Source organism: Paenalcaligenes niemegkensis (genome assembly GCF_022230885.1).
GTDB classification, from domain to species: domain Bacteria; phylum Pseudomonadota; class Gammaproteobacteria; order Burkholderiales; family Burkholderiaceae_B; genus Paenalcaligenes; species Paenalcaligenes niemegkensis.
Genome location: NZ_JAKGCT010000004.1, coordinates 2,303,583 through 2,327,639 on the forward strand (window position 1 = coordinate 2,303,583; position 24,057 = coordinate 2,327,639).

The 24,057-nt window shown below is 52.7% G+C and carries 10 protein-coding genes and 7 pseudogenes; 5 read left to right on the top strand and 12 right to left on the bottom strand.

Annotation, left to right across the window (positions count from 1 at the left end):
- Positions 1-252 precede the first annotated feature (252 nt).
- Positions 253-1,746, top strand: coding sequence for an AMP nucleosidase (locus L1889_RS15265; RefSeq protein ID WP_238665808.1), 1,494 nt, complete (start codon positions 253-255; stop codon positions 1,744-1,746).
- A gap of 201 nt (positions 1,747-1,947) precedes the next feature.
- On the opposite strand, the pseudogene L1889_RS15270 reads toward L1889_RS15265, so the two are convergent.
- A pseudogene (locus L1889_RS15270) lies at positions 1,948-2,442 on the bottom strand (SET domain-containing protein); the annotation flags it as partial.
- 75 nt (positions 2,443-2,517) lie between these two features.
- Here L1889_RS15270 and ilvB point away from each other — a divergent pair.
- On the top strand, positions 2,518-4,275 hold the full coding sequence (gene ilvB / locus L1889_RS15275) for a biosynthetic-type acetolactate synthase large subunit (protein ID WP_372871693.1): 1,758 nt from the start codon (positions 2,518-2,520) through the stop codon (positions 4,273-4,275).
- 106 nt (positions 4,276-4,381) lie between these two features.
- Here the strand turns inward: ilvB and L1889_RS15280 are convergent.
- Positions 4,382-7,020, bottom strand: a pseudogene (locus L1889_RS15280) (DNA topoisomerase III).
- Between the two features lie 393 nt (positions 7,021-7,413).
- On the opposite strand from L1889_RS15280, the gene L1889_RS15285 reads away from it, so the two are divergent.
- Positions 7,414-10,029, top strand: coding sequence for a GDYXXLXY domain-containing protein (locus L1889_RS15285; protein ID WP_238665811.1), 2,616 nt, complete (start codon positions 7,414-7,416; stop codon positions 10,027-10,029).
- Positions 10,030-10,080: 51 nt separating this feature from the next.
- On the opposite strand, the pseudogene L1889_RS15290 reads toward L1889_RS15285, so the two are convergent.
- The 6 genes and pseudogenes from L1889_RS15290 to L1889_RS15315 form a co-directional block, all read right to left on the bottom strand.
- A pseudogene (locus L1889_RS15290) lies at positions 10,081-10,541 on the bottom strand (Smg family protein).
- A gap of 95 nt (positions 10,542-10,636) precedes the next feature.
- A complete protein-coding gene (locus L1889_RS15295; protein ID WP_238665812.1) occupies positions 10,637-12,646 on the bottom strand; it encodes an acetyl/propionyl/methylcrotonyl-CoA carboxylase subunit alpha in 2,010 nt (669 codons plus the stop codon).
- A gap of 16 nt (positions 12,647-12,662) precedes the next feature.
- Positions 12,663-14,269 (bottom strand): annotated as a pseudogene (locus tag L1889_RS15300) (carboxyl transferase domain-containing protein).
- Between the two features lie 78 nt (positions 14,270-14,347).
- Positions 14,348-15,528, bottom strand: a pseudogene (locus tag L1889_RS15305) (acetyl-CoA C-acyltransferase).
- Between the two features lie 30 nt (positions 15,529-15,558).
- A complete protein-coding gene (aceK, locus tag L1889_RS15310; protein WP_238665813.1) occupies positions 15,559-17,409 on the bottom strand; it encodes a bifunctional isocitrate dehydrogenase kinase/phosphatase in 1,851 nt (616 codons plus the stop codon).
- A gap of 15 nt (positions 17,410-17,424) precedes the next feature.
- Positions 17,425-18,602 (bottom strand): annotated as a pseudogene (locus tag L1889_RS15315) (isovaleryl-CoA dehydrogenase).
- A 126-nt stretch (positions 18,603-18,728) separates the two neighbouring features.
- On the opposite strand from L1889_RS15315, the gene L1889_RS15320 reads away from it, so the two are divergent.
- Both L1889_RS15320 and metC read left to right on the top strand, forming a co-directional pair.
- Positions 18,729-19,799, top strand: a complete 1,071-nt coding sequence (locus L1889_RS15320; protein WP_238665814.1) for an MBL fold metallo-hydrolase — start codon at positions 18,729-18,731, stop codon at positions 19,797-19,799.
- Positions 19,800-19,974: 175 nt separating this feature from the next.
- The gene (gene metC, locus L1889_RS15325) at positions 19,975-21,174 is read left to right on the top strand and encodes a cystathionine beta-lyase (RefSeq protein ID WP_238665815.1); all 1,200 of its coding nucleotides are present in this window, start codon (positions 19,975-19,977) and stop codon (positions 21,172-21,174) included.
- 6 nt (positions 21,175-21,180) lie between these two features.
- On the opposite strand, the gene L1889_RS15330 is transcribed toward metC, so the two are convergent.
- From L1889_RS15330 to L1889_RS15345, 4 genes and pseudogenes are all read right to left on the bottom strand, one after another.
- The gene (locus L1889_RS15330) at positions 21,181-21,768 is read right to left on the bottom strand and encodes an NADPH-dependent FMN reductase (protein WP_308217657.1); all 588 of its coding nucleotides are present in this window, start codon (positions 21,766-21,768) and stop codon (positions 21,181-21,183) included.
- Between the two features lie 213 nt (positions 21,769-21,981).
- Positions 21,982-22,925, bottom strand: a pseudogene (locus L1889_RS15335) (SPFH domain-containing protein).
- A 95-nt stretch (positions 22,926-23,020) separates the two neighbouring features.
- Entirely contained in the window at positions 23,021-23,440 is a 420-nt protein-coding gene (locus L1889_RS15340; protein ID WP_238665816.1) for an NfeD family protein, read from the bottom strand.
- A 213-nt stretch (positions 23,441-23,653) separates the two neighbouring features.
- Complete coding sequence (locus L1889_RS15345) at positions 23,654-24,034, bottom strand: RNA-binding S4 domain-containing protein (RefSeq protein WP_238665817.1); 381 nt, start codon at positions 24,032-24,034, stop codon at positions 23,654-23,656.
- Between the last annotated feature and the right edge of the window lie 23 nt (positions 24,035-24,057).

A 24,057-nucleotide genomic window follows, 5' to 3' on the forward strand; every position in this document is an offset into this window, starting at 1 on the left:
TAATCGTTCGCCAATAAATTTGCAGCAATAACGCCAGAAAGTGTGAATTCCAGTATGAAACCCGCAGCGGGTTGCGGTACGAATGTCTACGTTGTCTTCTATAAGACCTTCCTGTCTTGTATAAGACTATACCTGTGATTGCGATGTTTTTATAGGGGATCCCCGTAAAGCGTTCTACTGCCGGACATATACACCCACTTGATTTGTCATATGAGCGGTCTACACTAGTCTTTTGTCATTGCGTAGATAACTATGCTTGAATCTGAGAACTCGGTACAAAACCTTAGACTACCTCCCTCAATTGCCTACGAGGGGTTTAATGATGAGGTAGCAGCAACTCAACGCCTGGTTGAGATCTATAACCGCAACACGACTTTTATTCGTGAGCAGTTCAAAGCGTGCCTGCGTGACGGCTTTGAGCCCAAGGTGCGTTATCGTGCGTGCTATCCGGCGATACGTATTCGTGTACATACTCACCAGGAAGTAGATAGCCGATTATCCTACGGTCATGTGGTTGAGCCCGGAACCTACGCGACTACCGTCACGCAGCCCGAGCTTTATTTTGACTATTTACGTGAGCAAATTCGTTTACTGCTAAAAAACCATGGTGTACCGGTCGAAATCGGTGAGTCCAGCCTGCCTATCCCTTTGCATTTTTGCCTGGGTGATGGTCATTCCGTAGAGGCCGTCTACCCGGAATCGCCAGGAGACACCTTACGTGACCATTTTGATGTTCCCAATCTCGAGCACATGGATGATGCCATCGTGAACGGAACCTGGGTTGCGCCTCATGGTGAGGCACGGCCCCTGGCCCCTTTTACTGCACCTCGTATCGACTACTCCTTGCACCGCCTGCAGCATTACACGGCGACCCGCCCCGAGTATTTCCAAAACTTTGTGCTGTTTACCAACTACCAGTTTTATGTGGACGAGTTTTGTAAATGGGCACAACTGGAGCTCGAGCAAGAAGGTAGCGAATACACGGCTTTGGTCGAACCGGGCAATATGCTCACGCGTAAAGGCGGTATCACCGAAGGCGTCAGAGCGTCTCGTACCCCCCAAATGCCTTCCTACCATTTGGTGCGGGGAAATCACAGCGGCATTACGCTGATCAACATTGGCGTGGGGCCATCAAACGCTAAAACCATTACCGATCACGTTGCGGTGCTGCGCCCTTCTGCCTGGATCATGCTGGGCCATTGTGCTGGCTTACGTACCACGCAGCGTCTCGGCGATTACGTCCTGGCCCATGGTTATGTACGCCAGGATCATGTGTTGGATGATGACTTGCCGCTGTGGGTACCCATTCCACCTCTGGCCGAAATTCAGGTTCCTCTTGAGCAGGCTGTGGCAGAGGTCGCGGGCCTGTCTGGTTGGGAACTCAAGAAAATCATGCGTACGGGTACGGTGGCTTCCATTGATAACCGCAACTGGGAACTTCGCGACCATCACGAGCCGGTGCAGCGCTTGTCGCAGTCGCGCGCCATTGCACTCGATATGGAGTCCGCTACCATTGCGGCCAATGGCTTCAGGTTTCGTGTGCCGTATGGCACCTTATTGTGCGTTTCGGATAAACCGTTGCACGGCGAACTTAAGCTACCGGGAATGGCGAACTCTTTTTATAGCAAGCAGGTAGGCCAGCATCTGCATATCGGAATACGTGCCCTCGAGCTGGTTCGCGAGATGCCGGCTGAACGCTTGCATTCACGAAAACTGCGCAGCTTTATCGAGACCGCGTTTCAATAAATCAAAGCTCAAGGCAAGGGCGCTTGCGCCCTGCCTTGAAGCTAAGTTCGCAGTGAACTTTGGACATCTGATACTAGTCTAACGTTTGGGGTCATCCAGCAAGTCGATAAGCCGATCGATTTTCTTTTCAAGTTTACGCATGCGCTTTTTTAGCTTGCGCAAGCGTTTTGCCTGCTTCTTTTCGCACTCGTCGCTGCTGACCTTTTCTATATCAGCGTCTTCAGAGGCTTCGGCATCGGGCAAGGCCAGCATTGTGCCACGACATGATTCTGCACCGCACAGGCAGGCATACTGGCTTTTCAGGGTGGCTGTGATCTCATCGTCAATGGTCAGCGCGTAGTCGTATAGCAGTTCTTCACCTTCATCAATATTGCGCAAGGCAACGATATAAACGCGTGTGCCCTGGGCGTTTTCATGACCCTCGCAGTTAGGCTCACAGGAATGGTTGATAAACCTGGAGTCATTTCCACCGTTTCCACCGTCAATGATCTTTCCGTTGGTTAAGGAAAAGAAGAAGGTGTGATAGGGATCGTTCGGGTCAGAAGGTTCCATTTCATCGGCGGCCTGAGCACTAATGCGCTTACCCTCGTATTCCATGATGTAAGTGCCCGCTGGAATGTGCCTGGCCGCAAAGACGCCAGTGCCATGTAAGGATGATTGCTTTAATTCGTGCCAGGGGTGAGCATTAAGTGCCATGAAGTGGAATTAACCTTGTGAGAGGAATATGAAACTTTTTAGGGTAAGCTAACTATCTTACGCAAAATGAGTCCGATGTCTATGTCTGAGAATACCGAGCATCGCAATGGTGCACAAAATTTACTTGATGCCTTAGTCGAACTAGGGGTGGATACCATTTTTGGCTATCCGGGTGGTGCGGTCTTGCCGCTGTATGATGCGTTGCACGCCGAGCCACGAATTCGTCACGTATTGGTGCGCCACGAGCAAGGGGCGGTGCATGCTGCCGAAGGCTATGCCCGTACAACGGGTAAAGTAGGCGTGGTACTGGTCACGTCGGGCCCTGGCATGGCGAATACCACCAGCGGCCTGCTGGATGCGCTGTGCGACTCTATACCGATTCTGTGCATTAGCGGACAGGTTGCCACCACAGCTATTGGTACGGATGCCTTCCAAGAGTGCGATGCGGTGGGCATATCGCGTCCCGTAACCAAATGGAATGCGCAAATACAACATGTAGATGACGTCCACGATTCGGTTTATCAAGCCTATCAGCAGGCCAGCCAGGGGCGTCCTGGGCCAGTGCTGTTGGATGTGCCTAAAGACGTGCAGCTTAGCTTGGGCCGTGCGCCTGAACAACGCTATGTGGCCTCTGCTGCAAAGGCTGACGCCCCCTTGCCTATGGCTGCAATCGAGCAGGCAGCTGCGCTTATTGCGGATGCAAAACAGCCTGTGTTTTATGGCGGTGGTGGTCTGATTAATTCGGGTGAGCAAGCCTGCCAGCGCTTCACACAATTAGTAAAACGCAGCGCGGCACCCTGTACCCTTACCTTAATGGGCTTGGGGGCTTTCCCTGCTTCTGAGCCCCAGTTTATTGGCATGTTAGGCATGCACGGTACGCTGGAGGCAAATCTGGCCATGCACAATGCGGATGTCATTGTTTGTGTAGGCGCCCGGTTCGATGATCGCATTACAGGCCGTATCAGTGATTTTGCTCCGCATGCCAAGAAAATACATATTGATATCGACCCTAAATCCATAGGCAAAGTCGTCGAGACACAAATTTCTTTAGTGGGTGATTGCGGAGCCATACTCGGAGCACTCGCCGAGGCTTTGGCCAGGTATACCCGCGATGTTGAAGCCTTGCAGCCGTGGTGGTCACTTATACAGACATGGCGTGAGCAAGACTCCTTGGGTTACAGGCCGGATGCTGAACGCATTTTGCCTCAGCATCTGCTTGATCGCCTAAACCATGCCCTTGCGGACCAAGACGCGATTGTGTCTACCGATGTGGGCCAGCACCAGATGTGGGCAGCGCAGTACTTGCGTTTTGATCGCCCGATGCGCTGGTTGACCTCAGGTGGCGCGGGCACGATGGGGTATGGGATTCCAGCTGCGATCGGCGCACAAATCGCCCATCCTGACAAACCGGTAATTTGCGTAAGTGGTGATGCCTCGGTATTGATGAATATCCAAGAGCTGGCTACTGCCACACAGCACCGTACACCGATTAAAGTTGTGCTGTGCAACAACGGCTATATGGGGATGGTGCGCCAATGGCAGGAACTGATCCACGGCGGACGCTACAGCCACAGCTACAACGAGTCACTTCCTGATTTCGTGGCCTTGGCCAAGGCTTTTGGCTGGCAGGCGGCTCAGGTTAGCCACCCGGACCAGCTTGATGCGGCATTGGCTGAATGCCTGAACTCAGATGCCCCTTACTTTTTAGATGTGGTGGTTGAGGCTCAGGAAAATTGCTTTCCTATGATTCCGGCGGGACGTGGCCATCATGAAATCATGCTGGCTGCCAGTAAATGGTATCTGGAGGATGATGCGGTTCTAAGCGATTCGTAACTCGTTTTCAGCTGCAAAGAAAAACGGCTTCATCGAATGATGAAGCCGTTTTTTATTGAGCTATGGGCCACGGTGCCTGCCATGGTTAGCGCAGTTAAATCGCTGCTTAAGTTTCGTCGCTGGTGTCTGCGACCGTTTTTGCCGCTTTTTTGGCCACTTTCTTAACAGCCTTTTTGGCTGCAACTTTTTTAGCGGCCGTTTTCTTGGCGGCTGCTGTGGTTTTGCTGGCCGCTTTTTTGGCCGCGGCCGTGGTTTTGCTCGTTGCTTTCTTTGCCCCTTTCTTTGCTGCCTTGGCCGGGCGGGGTTCGAATTCGAAGCTGACTTTGCCCTTCGCATCGCGCGTCAGGAAGGCCTTGAACTTGCGGTTGGTGCGATTGGATACGAAGTTTTCCAGTAAGTCGGTTTTGCCTTCAACTAGCAGCTTTCGCATTTGTTCTTCAGTGATTTCTTGCTGCAAAATCACTTTGCCACTGCGGAAATCGCAAGTTTTGTCTTTGCCTACCGATTTTTCACAAACGTAGCGGATGCCCTGATCGTAAACGTTTGATTGGCACTTGGGGCAAGGGCCGATGGGCGTTTTTTCGCTAAAATCAATTTCTTCGTCGCTGTCTTCATCATTTTGACCGAAATCGAACTCAAGCTTGTTTTCGTCTGTAATGCGCAAGATAGCGGCAAATGGCCTGCCCATTTTGCTAATGAAACCGGTTAAGGGGCCAATCTCTTTTTTCTGCAATAGCTCTTCGACTTCAGGAAGCTCGAAGGTGCGTCCGCCTGGATGCTTGCCAAAGGAAAACTCACATGCTGTGCAGGCGTAACGGCGGTAGTTTTCTTTGACTACACTGCCGCATGCCGGACACGGTGTTTGCAATGTAGCGTAATCGCCGGGCACGGTGTCGCGTTCGTATTCTTTGGCACGTTTAACAATGACCTGAGTCATTTGTTCGATTTTGGTCATGAAGGCTTCGCGGCCCAGCTGACCTTGTTCGATTTGTTTTAAACGGTGCTCCCATTCGCCGGTAAGCTCGGGCGAGGTCAGCTCGTTGACCCCCAGGCCCGAGAGCAGCGTCATGAGCTGACGAGCCTTGGCGCTGGGTACCAGTTCACGGCCTTCACGACGCAGGTAGGCCTCGTTAAGCAAGCCCTCGATAATCGAAGCGCGGGTGGCTGGTGTACCCAGACCACGCTCGGACATGGCTTCACGCAGCGATTCATCGTCGATCAGTTTGCCTGCCCCTTCCATGGCTGAAAGCAAAGTAGCTTCGGTGTATCGCGCCGGAGGCTTGGTCGCTAAGGGACGGGCTTCTATGTCTTCAGTCAGGACGTCTTCGTTGGGCTTCACGGCCACCAGGTTATCATCAGTACCTTGAGCCTCGCGCCCATAAATGGCGAGCCATCCGGGATTAACCAACACTTTACCGTCAGTTTTGAATAAGTTGCCCGTTACTTTTGTAATGCGGGTAGTGACACGGAATTCGGCCGCCGGAAAGAAAATAGCTAAAAAGCGCCGCGTGACGAGCTCGTAAATTTTAAATTCGGCATCGCTTAGTTCGCGAGGAACTTGCAAGGTAGGAATGATTGCAAAGTGATCAGAAACCTTTTTGTTATCAAAAACGCGGCGAGTCGCCTTAACCCACTGGTTTTCAACCACTTGCCTGGCGAATGGCTGCACGCTGCTGGAGGCTGGCGTACCGGCTTCAGCCAGGGCACGCATGGTGTCCTTGACGGTAGGCACGTAATCTTCAGGCAAATAGCGAGAGTCGGTACGTGGGTACGTTAAGGCTTTATGGCGCTCGTACAGCGTTTGGGCCAGAGACAGGGTGGTTTTGGCTGAAAAGCCAAAGCGCGAGTTGGCTTCACGCTGCAGCGACGTAAGGTCGAACAAGGCGGGTGACTGCTGTGTGGAGGGTTTGGATTCTTCACTGACCACGCCAGGCTTATCGCGGCAGGCAGACACAATAGTCTTGGCGGCTGTCTCAGACCACAAGCGTGAATCACGCTTTTCGTTGTCGGACTCGTCTTTTTTGAACTCAGGGTCGAACCATCGGCCTGTATACAGGCCTGCAGCGGCGACGAAGGTGGCGTGAACTTCCCAGTAGTCGCGCGACTTAAAACTCCGGATGGCTTCTTCACGAGCGGATACAATCGCCAGGGTAGGGGTCTGTACACGGCCTACGGGTGTTTTGAAAAAGCCTCCGTCTTTGCTGTTGAAGGCGGTCATCGCACGAGTGCCGTTAATGCCTACAAGCCAGTCGGCTTCAGCGCGTGAGCGGGCTGCTGCTTCCAGCGGTTTAAGATCGCTGTCGTCACGCAGATTAGCGAAGGCCTCGCGGATGGCATCCTGAGTCATGGAACGTAGCCACAAGCGCTTAATGGGCTTCTTTACCCCTGCGTATTGCACGATGTAGCGGAAAATCAGTTCGCCCTCACGCCCGGCATCACAAGCGTTAATGATGCGGTCTACATCTTTGCGCTTTAGTAACTTCATCAACAGCTTCAGGCGCTCCGTTGAGCGCTTGTCGGTGGGGTTCAGTTCAAATTGCGGGGGATGACCGGAAGATGAGTAAAACTCCATTTGCCACGCTTGGGGTCGTTAGGCGCAATAAGGCTCAACAGGTGCCCAATGCTGGATGCCAGTACGTAATCTTCGCTTTCGAAGTAATCGCCCTCTCGGGTAAAGCCCCCTAATGCACGGGAAATATCCAGTGCGACAGAGGGTTTCTCGGCAATAATGAGTGTTTTATTCATGTGTTTCCAATGACAGCAATTCCGCAGCAGTAGCGCGGATAATACGAGCAGCGCTACGTATTATGCAAGTTCAGAGGGTTAATTTCCGCTCTTGGCAACAAGAGTGGGCGTGTTTTGTGGCCCGAGTAGCTTAGCACTGTAGCAAGTTTTAAAGTTGTACTCGTTTCAGGTCATAGGCAGTTTCGGGTTTTCGTGCTTTACGATAGCAGACTTATGCGCAAAGTATAGAGGCAGGTTGGCCTGGCAACGATGAGTTACTTCGTTCTTGCCTGGATCTGTCACCCTTGGTCAGGACAAGGCCTGCTTTGGCAGAAAGAGATTTTCCGGGCTTCTTCAGATCTTTAGCACTTCAAGAAACGTGACCTTTTATGCATAACAATTACGCTCTCCATCATGTCTACTTCAATTGAGAATAACCACTTTCCCGCACCGACGGCCTGGATGCAATTCTTATTGCGAGCAGGATTCGTCCTGGGCTTGCTGCTGTGTGCCAGTGCGGTAATTACCCTCATTGCTGCCAATTGGTCGCATCTGGATAAAACGTGGCGTATAGGTGGAGTTCAAGTGCTGATCGTGGCGTTAACCGCGATAAGTGTATGGCTGGGCAAGCGCAACCCGATGGCATGGGAGCACGAGTACTCACCGTCAGTACTGCTTATGGGGGGCGCGGGCGCCGTTGTTGGAGGTCTTTTTGCCCTGCTTGGGCAAACGTATCAAACGGGTGCCGATCCCTGGCAATTGTTTGCGCTCTGGGCCGGCGTGCTCCTTCCGTGGCTCTGGGCAAGCCGCTCTTTGTTTTTGGCAGTGCTATGGATGGTATTGCTCAATGTCAGCGTCGCGCTGTGGATAGGCATTCACGTTGGCACTGATGCGTTTTTATGGTCTTACGGAGTAAAAAGCTGGTGGCCGATGCTGCTGAATGCAGGGTTGCTATTAACCGCTGAGCAAGCAGGGCCTTATTTCTCGGATCGCCTCCGGGTGCTTCCCCGTACGGCTTTATTGTTGACTGCCTACGCAACTGGTATGGCTGTGCTGGCTACAGTGGGGCTGGAGACCACCTTTGTGCTGACTTTGGCGATCGCTGCCGCAATTAGCGGCACAGTGCTGTATTGGTATTTGTACAGGAAAGACTCTTTTGACCTGTTGATGGGAAGCCTGGGTTATGCCTTGGTATTTATATTGACTATTGCAGTGCTAGGGCATGCTGGTCTGTATGAGTTCGAGAATTTGTTTTTACTGATAGTTTTGCATTCGTTAACAGCAATCGTAATTATCCGGGAATTAAGTCGACGTTGGCGTGCGAAAAAATATTCGGCTCCGGATACTATTGATGACGCTCCTCTTAGCGCCATTGATTCCGGTCACACTGCTGGCAATGTTGAAGAATCACATGTTGCCCACCCTTGGTTTCTCCGATTGTTCCGCTTTGCTATCGCGGTTTTTATTGGTGGCTTGCTGAGTTTCTTTTTGGGCGCACATTTTTGGTCCGGATCCGCCTACATGGGTGAATTCCTGATGGCCATTGGTTTTATTTCGTCGGTGATTCTGTCGCGTGCAAATAAGAGCTTGCTGCTTCAGGATATGGCGGCAGTAGCCTTGGTTTCAGGCATGGTGTTTGGTGTGGTCAGCCATTTCTCGGGTGATTTTGACGTCCACCGTCTGAAGCTCTTTATCTTTGCCCTGATAGGCATTGTGCTCTATGTGGCCAGTGTCTCATGGCCCATGCGGATTTTAAGCAGTCTCTGGACTGTAGGCCACATTTTTGCGTGGCTACTGGTTGCCCATACACGCGTCTTTTGGTTTGAGGGTGACTTCTCGTCTCTTCCCTTCGCCATTGAGCTTTATGCAGTGATGTTTACCGTGTTGGCGTTGGTGCTGGCGGGTGTGGCGCACCAGCATAAGCGTTATTACGAGTTTTGGGCACCCGCCATGTGGGTGAGTTTCTTTGCCAGTTTTATAGCAGTTTCACAATTACCCAGCTTATTGATTGTGAGTGACGGGGGCGGATGGGAAATTCAATGGCATATTTCGTCGATCCTGTTGATGTTGCTGCCCGCTTTAGCCTTGTGCTTTAGTTTGAAGCGCTCCCATGCTGCCAGCCGTGTCAGCGCCATAGCTGTAGCGACGGTATTTGTCGCGAGTGTGGCCTGGACCGGTTTTCCGTTGTTGACACTGGCATTGGCCTGGGGGTTTCTCGCATTTTTATGGCGAAATAAGGCGATGAGAGTGTTGGCAGGTCTGGCTGTGCTGGTTGCCCTGAGCCTGCTCTATTACTCAGTTGAACTGAGCCTCAATCAAAAGGCGCTGATGCTTGGAGTAACCGGCCTGTGGTTATTGATCATCGTGGTGCTGTTGCCTAAGCCGGCGCCTTTGTTGAGCGGTAGTGAAAACGCGACGGCGACGGTCCGTGGTGTCCGTTATCGTCATTACGGCTTGGCCGTTGGGTTAATTATTTGTCTTGGTGTGGCTAACGTTGATATTTGGTCTAAAGAGCGCCTCTTGCGCGAGGGACAACGTGTCGTACTTGAATTAGCGCCCGTTGATCCCCGGTCATTGATGCAGGGTGACTATATGGCGCTGCGTTACCAAATCAGCGCGGTGGTATCTCAAGGGTTGTACGATAAGAAGCTGGCTTCCGAGTACAAGCAGGGCCATTTGTGGCTGTGGCTGGAAGCTGATGACGATACGGTGGCATGGAAGGTGCGTGGCATACAGACCTCCAGCTCATCAGAAAATATTTTTTGGTTATACGAGGCAGCCCAGGGCGATGAGCGTGAAGCTAGCCATTGGAGTCTGCAGAAACCCGACTCTATACATCAGGAAAACCTGGTGCGCATGCGAGTGCGGCAGGGCAGTTTGGGCTGGACACCGGGTACAAATGCCTGGTTTTTTGCAGAAGGGCAGGCGCAGCTTTACGAGAACGCCAAATATGGTGAATTTGCTGTAGATACCAAGGGAGTAGCCCTATTGCGGTCATTGCTAGATGAACAAGGGCACGCTATACCGTGACGTAAAAAAGCCAAGCAATTTACGCTTGGCTTTTTTATGGCAAATGAAGAGTTAGTGACACAATCTGTCGTTATCGTCCGTGATCAGTTCTTCGAAAATAAGGTGATCGATTTCGGCATCGTGACTCCATAAAACCATGAGTGCAACAATTTTGATTTTTTCGATGGGTACAGGCGATTCGTCTATAGCCTGTGCCCGTTCGATAATCACTTCCCGCAGAGCGGGGGCAACACACCTGAGTTCTCAAGAAAACGAATAAAACCCGTGGCTTCTTGCCCGATCAGACGGTATTCCTGATCGGTAAAAATACGCTGACTGGTACTTTCGCGCTGAGGCAATATGGGTTGATGTTGCTCTGAAGATTCACGCAGCCCATGTAACCAGCTAAGGGCGTCGTTGATCTCGTCGTCTTCGAAACCTATTGCGGCTAACTTATGAGCCAGTATGTCGGCCTTAGGGCAGGCCTGAGGGGTGTAATAGGTTTCAAACAGGTAAACCAAAATATCAAACATAAGTATGGGTCGCCGTCCAAAAAATTACGAAAAGGCTCGGATGAGCGGTAACCTCCAGATCAACTTTACGCTGAAATCAGTGTCGGGGCAAATAGCTATTTCTCCGTCTGTTCAAGGGCTAAAAGCTCTGCTCCCTCGTCTACCTGATCGCCGACACTGTAGAAAAGCTCGGCTACGCGGCCTTCATGCGGCGATTGAATGGCGTGTTCCATTTTCATGGCTTCCAAAATCAGAAGTATTTGTCCACTTTTCACCACATCGCCAGCCTTGATGGCGATAGATAATACCTTGCCAGGCATAGGCGCCGTGAGGCTGCCAGTCTCTGTTTCACGGTGGTGATGCGATTGCTGCACGGGATCATCGAAGGTCAGTTCGTAGTGTTTATCCAGCAATTCGAAATGGTACTGATGATGGTCGACATAGACCCGCGCGTTGAGCAGATGTTGGGCTAACTGCAAGTGGATCAGGTACCCATAAGTAGTGAGGTGAGTTTGCCATTGCAAGGGACGGTCTTCGCACTGCCAGCGCCCGTCTTGATGATGAAGCGTGACCGGATACGACTGATCACCGGCGGAAAACTGCAGTTGCTGCTTCCAGCGGCCGCTTAAACGCCAGCCATCTGTGTTGTCCCAAGGGTCTTCCACCCAGCTTTCAGTGTGCTGATTGCTGTAGAAGCCCTGTTCAGCCAGACGGGTGAGGGCGGCGATAGCCAGAGCTTCTGGAGTAAGTTTAGGTGTATCTGGAAACAGCTGGCTTTCGCGACGGGCAATCAGCCCGGTGTCGAGGTCAGCCTCAGCAAAAGCGGTGTCGTTCGCCAGCCGCTGCAAAAAACGTACATTTGTATGCAGACCTTGAATATGGGTTTGGCCCAAGGCATTGGACAGCGCTGCCAGGGCACTGTCCCTGTCGGGGCCATGAACAATAAGCTTGGCGATCATGGGGTCGTAAAAAGGGCTGATAACATCGCCCTCGCGTATGCCGCTGTCAACACGCACCTCGCCATGAGTAAAGCGTTCATGAAGTGGAAAAACCAGTTGGCGAATCATGCCGATAGAAGGCAAAAACTGATTATCGGGGTTTTCGGCATAAATACGTGCCTCGAAAGCGTGGCCGTTTACCGCGATTTGCTTTTGAGTCAGGGGCAGGGGAAAACCGGCGGCTACGCGCAATTGCCACTCGACCAGATCCAGACCGGTAATTTGCTCAGTCACCGGATGTTCAACCTGCAGGCGTGTATTCATTTCCATGAAATAAAAACTGCCGTCCGATTCGCAGATGAACTCGACGGTGCCTGCTCCTACGTAGTTGACGGCGCGTGCAGCGGCAATAGCGGCGGCCCCCATGGCCTCACGTTGGGTGTGCGAGATTCCTGGTGCAGGAGCCTCTTCGATAACTTTCTGGTGGCGGCGCTGAACCGAACAGTCGCGCTCGTGCAAGTGCACGATATTGCCATGCTCATCGGCGAACACCTGTATTTCAATATGGCGAGGTTTGGCAAGGTAGCGCTCGAGTAAGACGTGATCATTGCCAAAACTGCTTTGTGCTTCGCGTTGACACGACAATAAAGCATCGTTAAAGGTGTCCACATCCTCAACAATACGCATGCCTTTGCCACCGCCTCCTGAGCTGGCTTTAATCAGCACGGGAAAGCCAATTTCAACAGCTGCCCGGGAAAGGAAATCAGGGTGTTGCTCGTTACCGTGATAGCCGGGTACCAGGGGCACACCTGCTTCTTCCATCAGTGCCTTTGCCGCTGACTTATTACCCATTGCAGCGATGGCACTTGCGGGAGGGCCAATAAACACCAACTGGGATTCGGCGCAGGCCAGGGCGAAGGCTTCACTTTCTGCCAGAAAGCCATAGCCTGGGTGTATGGCCTGCGCGCCAGTGGCTTTGGCGGCCTGAATAATAGCGCTGATGTTTAAATAGCTCTTTTCGGGTTCGGCTTCACCTATATTCACGGCCTCGTCGGCCAGTTGCACATGCAGGGCGCTGGCGTCCACGTCTGAAAACACGGCGACACTCCGTATGCCCAGCTGTTTGCAGGTCGAAATGATGCGGCAGGCGATTTCGCCCCGGTTGGCGATCAAGATTGTGTGGAACATAATTATCCCCTTGGCCTTACATGCGGAAGAGGCCGAAACGCGTCTCGGCTATGGGTGCGTTCAATGCGGCAGACAAGGCCAGCGCCAATACGCGGCGTGAGTCGGTGGGCTCAATGATGCCGTCGTCCCAGAGCCTTGCCGTAGCATAAAAGGGATGTCCTTCGTTTTCGTATTGCTGCCGAATGGGTGTTTTGAAGGCCTCTTCGTCTTCCTCAGACCAGGTTTCGCCTGCCGCTTCGAGATTGTCGCGTTTAAGGGTAGAGAGCACACTGGCGGCCTGTTCTCCGCCCATGACGGAAATACGGGCATTTGGCCACATGAACAAAAAGCGTGGTCCAAATGCGCGTCCGCACATGCCGTAATTACCCGCCCCAAATGAGCCGCCAATAATCAGGGTTATCTTGGGCACAGCTGCGGTAGACACGGCGGTTACCATTTTGGCGCCATGACGTGCGATGCCTTCGTTCTCGTATTTGCGGCCTACCATGAAGCCGCTGATATTCTGCAGAAAAATCAGCGGAATCTTGCGCTGGCAGCAAAGTTCAATAAAGTGCGTGCCCTTTTGGGCCGCCTCAGAAAACAGAATACCGTTATTAGCGATAATGCCCACCGGCATACCATGCAGGTGGGCAAAGCCTGTTACCAGGGTCGTTCCAAAACGGGCTTTGAACTCTTCAAAATTTGAACCATCAACAATGCGGGCGATAATTTCACGCACATCGTAGGATTTGCGTGAATCGGCAGGAACGATACCGTTCAGCTCTTGGGGAGAATAGATAGGCTCAATGGCATCGCGCAGCGGCCACGGCCAGATTTTTTCATGAGTTAACCTGCCTACCGCTTCGCGTGCCAATTGCAGCGCGTGGTCGTCGTTCTCGGCCAGGTGATCAGCGACGCCGGACAAGCGGGTGTGCACATCGCCGCCGCCCAGGTCTTCTGCACTGACGATTTCGCCAGTGGCCGCCTTGACCAAAGGGGGGCCGGCTAAAAATATGGTGCCCTGGTTACGCACGATGATGGATTCGTCGCTCATGGCTGGCACATAGGCGCCCCCGCCGTGCAGGAGCCCATTACCACCGCGATCTGGGCAATAGCCAAGGCAGACATCTGTGCCTGATTATAAAAAATGCGGCCGAAGTGGTCCCGGTCTGCAAAGACTTCATCTTGATTCGGTAAGTTGGCACCGCCGGAATCCACCAGATAGACGCAGGGCAGGCGGTTTTGCTGCGCAATTTCCTGGGCGCGCAAGTGTTTTTTGACGGTTAAGGGGTAGTAGGTGCCCCCTTTAACCGTGGCGTCGTTGCAGATGACCATGCATTCGATACCGGCTATGCGTCCAATACCGGTGATGATTCCTGCCCCGGGGGCTTCGTTGCCGTAGATGTTGCAGGCCGCCAGGGGCGAGAGCTCGAGGAAGGGACTGCCGGTGTCAAGCAGGCGTTGCACGCGTTCGCGGGGCAGAAGTTTTCCGCGATCAGTATGGCGTTGCTTGGCAGATTCGCTGCCACCCTGGGCATAGCGTTTCAGATGATCTCGCAGGGCCGCGACCTGTTCTTGCATGGCGCTGGCATTTTCAGCGAAACCAGCTGAGCGGGTTTGAATCGTAGAGTGTATTTGAGACATGAGCGTGCTGGCACCTTTTTGGTTTTAAGGCCCAGCGGGAATACCCGCCGGGTAAGTGGCACGTACAGCCTTTGGCAACTACAACATTTCGACTGCCATGGCTACGGCTTCCCCGCCACCTATGCATAAGGTGGCAACGCCTTTCTTAAGGTTTTTTGCTTCAGTGCCGCCACAAGAGTAGCGATCAAGCGCGCACCCGATGCACCGATAGGATGGCCCAGGGCGGTGGCACCACCGTGCACGTTAACTTTTTCGTGAGGGATGTTGAGGTCTTTCATCGCGGCCATGGTGACCACGGCAAAGGCTTCGTTAATTTCGAAAAGATCGACGTCTTCGATGCTCCATCCCGCTTTTTCCAGCAGTTTCCTGACGGCGCCAACAGGAGCCGTAGTAAACCATTCGGGCTCGTGTGAATGTCCAGTATGGGCCACAATTTTGGCCAATGGCTGGCAGCCGAGTTCTTTGGCTTTGGAAGCGCGCATTAATACCAAAGCCGCTGCGCCGTCAGAAATGGAAGAGGCATTGGCTGCGGTAACTGTGCCGTCTTTTTTAAATGCCGGGCGCAAGCCAGGAATTTTTTCGGGCATGGCTTTTTGCGGGGACTCGTCGGTATCGACTACGGTATCGCCTTTGCGGCCCGCGATGGTAACGGGAGCGATTTCAAACTTAAAGCTGCCATCTTCAGTCGCAGCACGAGCGCGGCGCAGGGACTCCAGGGCGAAGGCGTCTTGCTCCTCACGACTGAAACTGTATTTGTCGGCACAGTTTTCGGCAAATACGCCCATGGGAGTGTTGCTTTGGTAGGCGTCCTCAAGGCCATCGAGCGCCATGTGGTCGTATACCGTTGAATGACCATAGCGATACCCTTCACGGCCACGCAAAAGCAGATAGGGGGCCTTGCTCATGCTCTCCTGGCCACCAGCCACGATGATGTCAGCGCTGCCGCCCAGGATCATGTCGTGCGCAAACATGGCGGCCTTCATGCCAGAGCCACATACTTTATGCACGGTCGTGGCGCCGACTTTCTGAGGCAGACCTGCGCCCAGGGTGGCCTGACGGGCTGGAGCCTGCCCTTGACCCGCCTGCAGGACATTGCCCATGATGACTTCATCAATTTGGTCGGGCTTAAGACCTGCACGCTCGACAGCAGCCTTAATGGCAACAGCACCCAGCTGGTGGGCGGCCTGTGATGACAAACTTCCTAGCATGGCCCCCATCGGGGTGCGAGCAACAGAAACGATTACTACAGGATCTGACATGGGTAAAGCTCCTACATAAATAAGAAGAAGTTAGGCGTCAGAGCTTAGCCGACGAGCGGATAATCGCTTTGACACGTGATAGGGATAAATGTTCTCCAGGCGACCTTGTGCAACACGCTCACGGCATTGATTCCACCACGCAGCATCAAGTAGATCAGCATGATGTTTCAGGAATGCTTTGCGTATTTGGGGGTTGCCCAATAAGAACCATTGAAACTCTTCGGGAAACACATCATTTTTAGCGACGGGATACCACGGCTCGCTTGCCATTTCCGCCTCTTCGTTGGGGGCGGGTGGAATACGGCGAAACGTCATTTCGGTCATGCGCTGTATTTCATCGTAATCGTAAAAAACCAGGCGGCCCAGCCGGGTGATGCCGAAGTTCTTATAGAGCATGTCACCAGGGAAAATATTGTTGGCGGCCAGTTCGCGGATCGCATCTCCGTATTGCCGGATGGCTGAGGCAACCGCCTTGTCGCCGGAGCGGCTTAAGTAAATATTCAAGGGCAGCATGCGGCGTTCGATATAAACATGGCGCAACACAATGGTGTGCTCGTTTTCCTCGATCAGGCTAGGAATTTCCCGGCGCAGCTCATTTAGCAGCGAGTCGGAAAACCGTTGTTTGGGCAAGGCGACCTGGGAATACTCCCAGGTGTCGGCCATTCGGCCAGCCCTATCGTGTTTTTTGACCAGCAGGTAGCGGCTTTTGACGGTGGCGTGATCCATGCCATCTTTGCGTATGTGGTCACGAATCACCTTGAACACATAAGGATAGGAGGGCAAGGTGAACACACACATCACCATGCCTTCAATACCTGGGGAAAGTTCGAACAGATCACTGGAATGGCTTAAGTGGTACAGAAAGTCACGGTAAAACAGCGTTTTTCCCTGCTTTTGCAAGCCAATGGCGTTGTAGAACTCGGCTTTGGATTTACGGGGCAATAACGAGTTCAAAAAGCTGACGAAAGCCGAGGGAGTTTCCATATCGACCAGAAAATAAGCCCGGGTAAAGCTGAATAAGGTACTGATGTCGTCACTGCTATCAAGAAGCGCATCAATTTCTACTTCGCCTGCTACGCTGTGTGTCAGTGCGATGGCAAAGGGATAAATGCTGCCATGGTTGATAAAGCGCCCCACAATATAGGCACCTTTATTCCTGAAGAACAGGGAATGCAAAACGTGAAACTGGCAGTCGGATCCAATGCGATGGCCGGGGTCATCGGATAAGCGCTTGCGCAAGGTAGTGATAATCCGTCGGGCCAGGCGGCGAACATCAGTGGGCAGGTCGGCAAAGGGCGCTGCGAGCCCGAAGTCGGCGATCATCTGCTGCAGCGCGGGCATCAAGCCATGTGTTGTGGGATAGTAGGTTCGATACGAGGGCCGGCTGCCACCCAGGTAGTCGGTAGCAATGGCAGGTCGTACGAACAAAAAATCGTTGTTGAAATAGTTGCGGTGCAGGACTCGGCACGATACTGAATTAAAAAATGTTTCGGCACATTCTGGCTGCGGGTGTGTACGCAGCAATTCGATCACATCCTTTTTAACTTGATGCCAAAAGAGCCGTTGGTGATCGTCGAGTTCGTTCTGTCTGGTATCGTCGAAAGGGCTGGCGGCGATGCGGCTGCCTTTTAGTGCTGCAGCCAGCACCGCAGCGCATTCGCGTACACGAATATCGTAGTATTCGATGCGCTCCCGGGAAAGTTGTTGAATGCCATGCCAGTTACCCGACTCGAACAGTACTTTTGCTCGTTGTGCACTATAGCGAAACAAGGCGTAGTGACGATTAAAGCCGTCAATGATAGTTCGGGCAATGTCTTGTGCCGACGGCCCGCTCAGAGGCAGGGGCACAATGCTGGGAGAGTCGGACAAATGCAAAGGCATGTCAGGATATTTACCTTAAGCCGTTTCGTTGAACAATTCGCGTCCGATGAGCATACGTCGAATTTCGCTGGTTCCGGCACCAATTTCGTAAAGTTTGGCATCACGCCACAGACGTCCTGTACTGTAATCGTTAATGTAGCCGTTGCCCCCAGAATCTGGATGGCTTCACCGGCCATCCAGGTGGCTTTTTCGGCGCTGTACAAAATGGCCGCTGCGCAGTCTTTACGCACACTGCGCTGGTGGTTGCCTGAGTGTTTATCCAGCGTTTTTGCAACGCTATAACAGAGCGCCCGGCTTGCCTGGTGCGTGGTGTACAAATCAGCTATTTTCGCTTGAATTAACTGGAATTCGCCGATGGCCTGGCCGAACTGCTTGCGGTCGTGGACATAAGGGATCACAACGTCCATTACCGCTTGCATGATGCCTAGAGGCCCGCCTGCGAGTACCGCCCGCTCGTAATCCAGGCCGCTCATTAGCACGCGTACGCCGCCGTTGAGTTTGCCCAGAATGTTTGCTTCGGGGACCTTGCAGTCTTCAAATACCAGCTCACCGGTGTGGCTACCTCGCATGCCTAGCTTGTCGAGCTTTTGCGCTACTGAAAAACCGGCAAAGCCTTTTTCAACGATAAACGCGGTGATGCCATGCTGTTTTGCTTCAGGCTCGGTTTTGGCATACACAATCAGGGTGTCGGCATCGGGGCCGTTAGTGATCCACATCTTGTGGCCGTTAAGTACATAGTGATCACCCTGTTTTTCGGCGCGCAGGCGCATGCTGACGACATCGGAGCCGGCCCCGGTTTCGCTCATGGCCAGGGCACCGATTGCGGTTCCTGAGATCAGATCAGGCAGATACCTGGCCTTTTGCTCGGCGGTGCCATTTCTGAACAGCTGATTCACGCATAAATTAGAGTGCGCTCCATATGACAGCCCTATTGAAGCACTCGCACGTGAAATTTCCTCCATGGCAATCATGTGCGCCAAATAGCCCATGTTGCTGCCGCCATATTCTTCGCTAACCGTCAAGCCCAATACGCCTAACTTACCCAGTTTGGGCCAAAGCCCCATCGGGAATTGATCACTTCTATCCACATCATGGGCTAAGGGAGCAATCTCTTTTTCGGAAAATTGGCGCACGGTGTCGCGCAGCATATCGAGTTCTTCGTCGAGGTCGAAATTCAGGCCGGGCAGATGCATGGATTGTCTCCAGAGTGACAGGGGTGTATACCGCGCGATTGGAGTAAGCTTGGTGCTTAGTTATAAGGTTTTAACTACGCTATCATGCGGTACTAGCCATGGTAAAGCCAATTGGAGACACTACTGATGTCGGAAAATGAAAAGAAGCTCACCTACCCTTGGGGTGACACCTTGCCCGAGTCGGGGCACCTGATGAATGTGGCCGATGGAATTCAATGGCTGCGCATGCCGCTGCCCTTTGCCCTGGACCATGTGAATTTGTGGATGTTGCGTGACGAAATTGAAGGGCAGGCGGGCTGGACCATCATCGACACCGGTGTGGCTCGCGATGAACTTAAAGGTTATTGGGAACGTATTTTTGCCGAGGAGCTGCAAGGCTTGCCTATCTTGCGTGTCATCGTGACTCATATGCACCCCGACCATGTAGGCTTGGCAGGGTGGATCTGTGACAAGTGGCAAGTGCCACTGTACATGACCATGACCGATTACATTGTGGCGCGCTACTGGACCCAGCCCGACCCAAGCGGGGAAAATACAGGCGGGCCCAACGGCAAGGCAGCCGCCGATCACTTTGCCAGCCATGGCCTGACTGATCCAGAATCACAAGAGAAAATTGCACAGCGTGCCAATTACTATCCTGGTCTGGTTTCGCCTTTACCGCGCCGTTTTAACCGCTTGGTGCATGGTGAGTGTGTACGTATAGGCGGACGCGAATGGCGGATTATTGTGGGATACGGTCATGCCCCTGAGCATGCTTCGCTGTATTGTGACGATATACAGGTTCTGATTTCCGGCGACATGGTGTTGCCCCGTATCTCAACTAACATCAGCGTGTTTGACTCAGAACCAGAGGCGAATCCGCTGCCGCTGTTTTTGAATTCCCTGGCAGCCTATCATGATCTTCCTGACGATACGCTGGTTTTACCTTCCCATGGCCGGCCTTTTAAGGGGCTGCACGAGCGTATCGGGCAACTATTGAGCCATCACAGCGATCGCCTGGACGATACCTATAGCGCCTGTGTTAATGGCCTGACTGCGGCTGATCTGGTGCCTGTCTTATTTAAGCGCAAGCTGGATTTGCACCAGCTTAGTTTTGCAATGGGTGAAGCATTGGCTCATTTGCATGCGCTTTGGTACGACGGAAAGTTACGCCGCGAACGGGGCACGGATGGTGTGTTTCGCTTCTACGCTATTTAAGCGGTTGGCTTTCTGTCTTAAATACCCGTGAGGGCATGTTTGATGTACTGATTCAGGCATTTACACCCGGTACTTTTGCTATGTACTTATTACGCCGCGCCTGCCGCTGTTTGTGATAGCTTATGTGTTTACACTCTTTTCATTTTTACTTCTTGCCTTTGCCGTCTACCACCCTATGAGTTCCTCACGTTCATCGCAGCTCGATACGCTCTTACAACACACCGGACTTGCGGAGTTTGACCCGCAAACAGGGGCCGCGCCTGTGGCCATTCCTTCCATGCGTACAAGCACGGTACGGTTTAAATCATTAGCCCATCTGGACCGGGCCCATCAGGCGTTGATGGCGGGTAAACGTTCGCCGGTGTATGGCCGCGGCGGCATGGATACCCATGCCGCGCTGGAGCAGGTGTTCTGTGAGCTTGAAAACGGTGAGCGCACCTATCTTGTGCCCTCGGGCATGGCCGCCATCGTGTTGGGCATCAGCGCTTTTGTCCAGCACGGTGATCATGTAGTGGTTACTGATTCGGCCTATGCACCTGTACGTGCCTACGATAGCGGCCTGGCAAAGCGTATGGGGGTAGAGATCAGCTATGTGGCGCCCGATGTAGAGTCCGTGAAGGCTGCCATCAAACCCAACACCAAAGTACTCTACATGGAGTCTCCGGGTTCATTGCTGATGGAAATGCTGGATACGCCAGCCTTGGTGCAGGTTGCGCGTGATCACGGCCTTGTTTCCGTGATGGATAATACCTGGGGCTCGGGTTATGCGTATCGTCCTCTTGATTTAGGCGTACAGGTGTCGGTGGTGGCGGGTACCAAGTATGTGGCGGGCCATTCTGACTTATTGTTGGGGGCGGTGGTAACGAATGATGCCGCCTTGATTCCTGCCTTGAACGAAGTGCATTACGCCATGGGCTATTCGGTAAGTGCTGACGATGTATGGCTGGCATTGCGCGGTGTCCGTACTTTGCCCATACGCATGCGCGAGTGTGCGGCGAATGCGCTTCAGCTAAGTGAGTTTCTGGCGACGCTGCCGCAGGTTAAACGTATCTTCCATCCCGCCTTAAGTAGCGACCCCGGACACGCCTTGTGGAAGCGTGACGCCTTGGGATCTAACGGTATGCTGGCCTTTACACTGGATGTACCGGCCGAGACTGCTCGTCGCTTTGTCGATAAGCTGAACCTGTTCGGAATCGGCTTTTCTTGGGGTGGCTTCGAGAGCCTGGTGCAATATGTTGATCACAGCACTGTTGCGCCACATTCGTACTGGAATAACGACACCCTTTCGCTGATTCGCATGCATACAGGGCTGGAGAACATCGAGGACCTAATTGCTGATGTAAAACAAGCACTGAGTGCCGCGCTGGCGGGTTAAGCACGATCAGTCGATTTTATTTGGCTTTGAGCTTTCCTGCAGGTGAAGGGTCCAGATGTACAAGGCATCAAGTTGCTTGCGCAAATAGGCTTCAGTGGTGTCATCCCGCATCTCACCGTCAGGACCGATCAGATTTTGTGCGGTCGGAATCATGATCTCAGGCTGATTTAAAGGGTGTACATTCAAGAACACCAATACCTGACGAAGGTGGTACTGGGCCCTTGCTGTGGCAAAGCGGCCCGCACTGGCCCCCATGATGGCTGCGGGCTTGTGGGCAAAGGGCTGGTCTGCGCCACGCGAGGCCCAGTCAAGTGCATTCTTCAGCAAGCCCGGTATAGAGTAGTTGTACTCGGGAGTAACAAAAAGCAGGGCGTCTGCACTCGCAACTTGCCGACGAAATCGCTCTACCGAGGGCGGGAACCCAAGGTCGTTGACGTCTTGGTTATAGGGAGGAATGTCTGAGATATCAGCCGTGCTGAAGCGGATGGTATTAGGGGCCGCGCGTTGTGCACATCTAAGTAGTGCGCCGTTTAGGGAAGCCTTGCGCAAGCTGCCGCAAATTCCCAATACGTTAATGGGGCTGGATGAATTCATCTCTTGCACTCCGTCCTTAATGTATCGTTGAAACACAAACCACTGCTTAGCTGTTGCCGGAGTAACGCTGATCCGTGTGGCACCATCGTAATCAGCAGCGGTTTGATAATACGTGGAATAGTGCCTGCGTGCATAGCAAGCTTGCGCTTGTTCACAATGTATACAGCTGCTTGCTTATGCAGGCACTATTTGAATTGCTCAGACGTTGTGTGTTCAGGCCTCAGGCTTCTTACGGGCTGTTTCAATCACGGTCATGGCAGAGGCAATAAGTCCGCCCATATCAGCCATGTTAGAGGGAAGGATCAAGGTATTACCTTTTTTGGCGACTTCAGCAAACGCATCCACGTAGCGTTCCGCTACTTGCAGGTTAACGGCATCACGGCCCCCTCCTTAACAATTGCCGAAGCGACTTTCTCAATGGAGGTGGCCGTGGCATCTGCAATTTCGCGAATCGCGGCAGCTTCACCCTGAGCGTTATTGATTTGTGCCTGCTTCTCACCTTCAGAGCGGGCGATATCGGCTTCACGCTGACCGGTGGCAATGTTGATTTGCTCTTGGCGACGGCCTTCAGAAGCCGCGATCAGTGCCCGTTTTTCTCGCTCAGCGGTAATTTGAGCCTGCATGGCACGCAAAATTTCGTTGGGAGGTGTTAAGTCTTTGATTTCGTAGCGTAAAACTTTTACGCCCCAGTTAAGAGCCGCCTCGTCCAAGGCCGCTATGACCGTGGCGTTGATGAGGGAACGCTCTTCAAAGGTCTTGTCGAGCTCCATGCGTCCGATAGCTGAACGCAAAGCTGTTTGTGCGAGTTGGGTAACCGCTTCAATATAGTTGAACGAACCGTAGGAGGCGAGTTTGGGGTCGGTTACCTGAAAATACAGCACGCCGTCGACTTGCAGCTGGGTGTTATCGCGGGTGATACAAATCTGGCTGGGCACGTCCAGTGCGAATTCTTTCAAGTTGTGTTTATAGGCGACGCGATCAATAAAAGGAATGACAAAACCAGGTCCGGCGCTTAATACACGGTCAAATTTGCCTAATCGCTCGATAACCCAGGCACTTTGTTGAGGCACAATGCAAATTGACTTGAACAGTATCAGTATGACTACCAGTCCGACGACCAACAGCGTTATAGAAGATGAATCCAGGTTGTAAAACATACATGTTTCCTCGGTGGACTAATTAGAACGTAGCGCTCTGGTTTTCAGCACAAGTTCTGTACGGACGTAGCAAGGCGCATGTTCAAAAGTGGATGTTAATCAGTGGACTGTACGGATTTAACAATTAGTGTATTGGCTCGTATCGCAGTAATTTGGTAACGACCGGGGACAAGCTCCTGGGTGGAATCCTCAAGTTCAACGTCCCACATCGCACCCCGGTAGCTGGCTCGTCTGCCGCTTTGTAAAATTTCTACGACATTACCGATGTCCAGCGACTGCTCACTTTCGGTGTCCCTGAACCGCATTCTTTTCTTGGAGCGAATGTAGAATACCAGCCCGAGCAGCAAGCCAGCGCTAAACAGCAGTAGTTGCCCCGCGATACTGAAATCAGGCTTAAGCCATAAGGTGATGCCGGGCAATAGCAGGCCAGCACTGATGAACAACAAGAAAATCGTACCGGAAAGCAATTCGGTAATGAGCACCAGCATCGCAAGCACAATCCATATCCAAGCCATAGTGAATCCTTTGTTCGCACTGCAATACAACACGCTTTGATTAACCTTCCGAAAATATAACCTGTAGTGCGGCAAGGCGTAGCTTTAAATCCTCCGGCGCATGATGACAGCCCGCAGGCTGGCTATGTTCCCGGTTGGTCTATATAGGACTTATCAAGCTGGGCTTTAGTTTCAAATCACCGAGCTCGCGCATGGCGTTGAGGCGACGAAGACTTAGTCTTCCCAAATTCTCTGAATTTGTCTGCGGTCGCGTTTGGTAGGACGGCCTGTGCTAATGCTGTGTGCTGGCTCAGGGGCCAGGCGGCGCTGTTCGGCAGCATGCTCGCGCGCGGCAATGCTGTCGGCAGTCTCGGCATAGAGGGCCTGGGCTACCGGCGCAGGGCCCCGTACGCCGCTGAGCGCCATCACCGTAACGACCGTAGTGGACATGTTTTTTTGCAGACTGAGGGTGTCGCCTACGCTGAGTTCGCGTGCAGGTTTGGCCCGTTGGCCGTTAACCAGGACCCTTCCTTTGTTGATCTCGTCAACAGCGAGGCTACGCGTCTTGTAAAAGCGAGCTGCCCACAACCATTTATCAAGACGAAGTTTATCCATAGGACTAACGTTACTGTTTAAGA

Bases quoted from the DNA above. Each gene is read 5' to 3' on its own strand.
- L1889_RS15265 (WP_238665808.1), top strand. From the start codon at position 253: ATGCTTGAATCTGAGAACTCGGTACAAAACCTTAGACTACCTCCCTCA.
- ilvB (WP_372871693.1), top strand. From the start codon at position 2,518: ATGTCTATGTCTGAGAATACCGAGCATCGCAATGGTGCACAAAATTTA.
- L1889_RS15285 (WP_238665811.1), top strand. From the start codon at position 7,414: ATGTCTACTTCAATTGAGAATAACCACTTTCCCGCACCGACGGCCTGG.
- L1889_RS15295 (WP_238665812.1), bottom strand. From the start codon at position 12,646: ATGTTCCACACAATCTTGATCGCCAACCGGGGCGAAATCGCCTGCCGC.
- aceK (WP_238665813.1), bottom strand. From the start codon at position 17,409: ATGCCTTTGCATTTGTCCGACTCTCCCAGCATTGTGCCCCTGCCTCTG.
- L1889_RS15320 (WP_238665814.1), top strand. From the start codon at position 18,729: ATGTCGGAAAATGAAAAGAAGCTCACCTACCCTTGGGGTGACACCTTG.
- metC (WP_238665815.1), top strand. From the start codon at position 19,975: ATGAGTTCCTCACGTTCATCGCAGCTCGATACGCTCTTACAACACACC.
- L1889_RS15330 (WP_308217657.1), bottom strand. From the start codon at position 21,768: ATGAATTCATCCAGCCCCATTAACGTATTGGGAATTTGCGGCAGCTTG.
- L1889_RS15340 (WP_238665816.1), bottom strand. From the start codon at position 23,440: ATGGCTTGGATATGGATTGTGCTTGCGATGCTGGTGCTCATTACCGAA.
- L1889_RS15345 (WP_238665817.1), bottom strand. From the start codon at position 24,034: ATGGATAAACTTCGTCTTGATAAATGGTTGTGGGCAGCTCGCTTTTAC.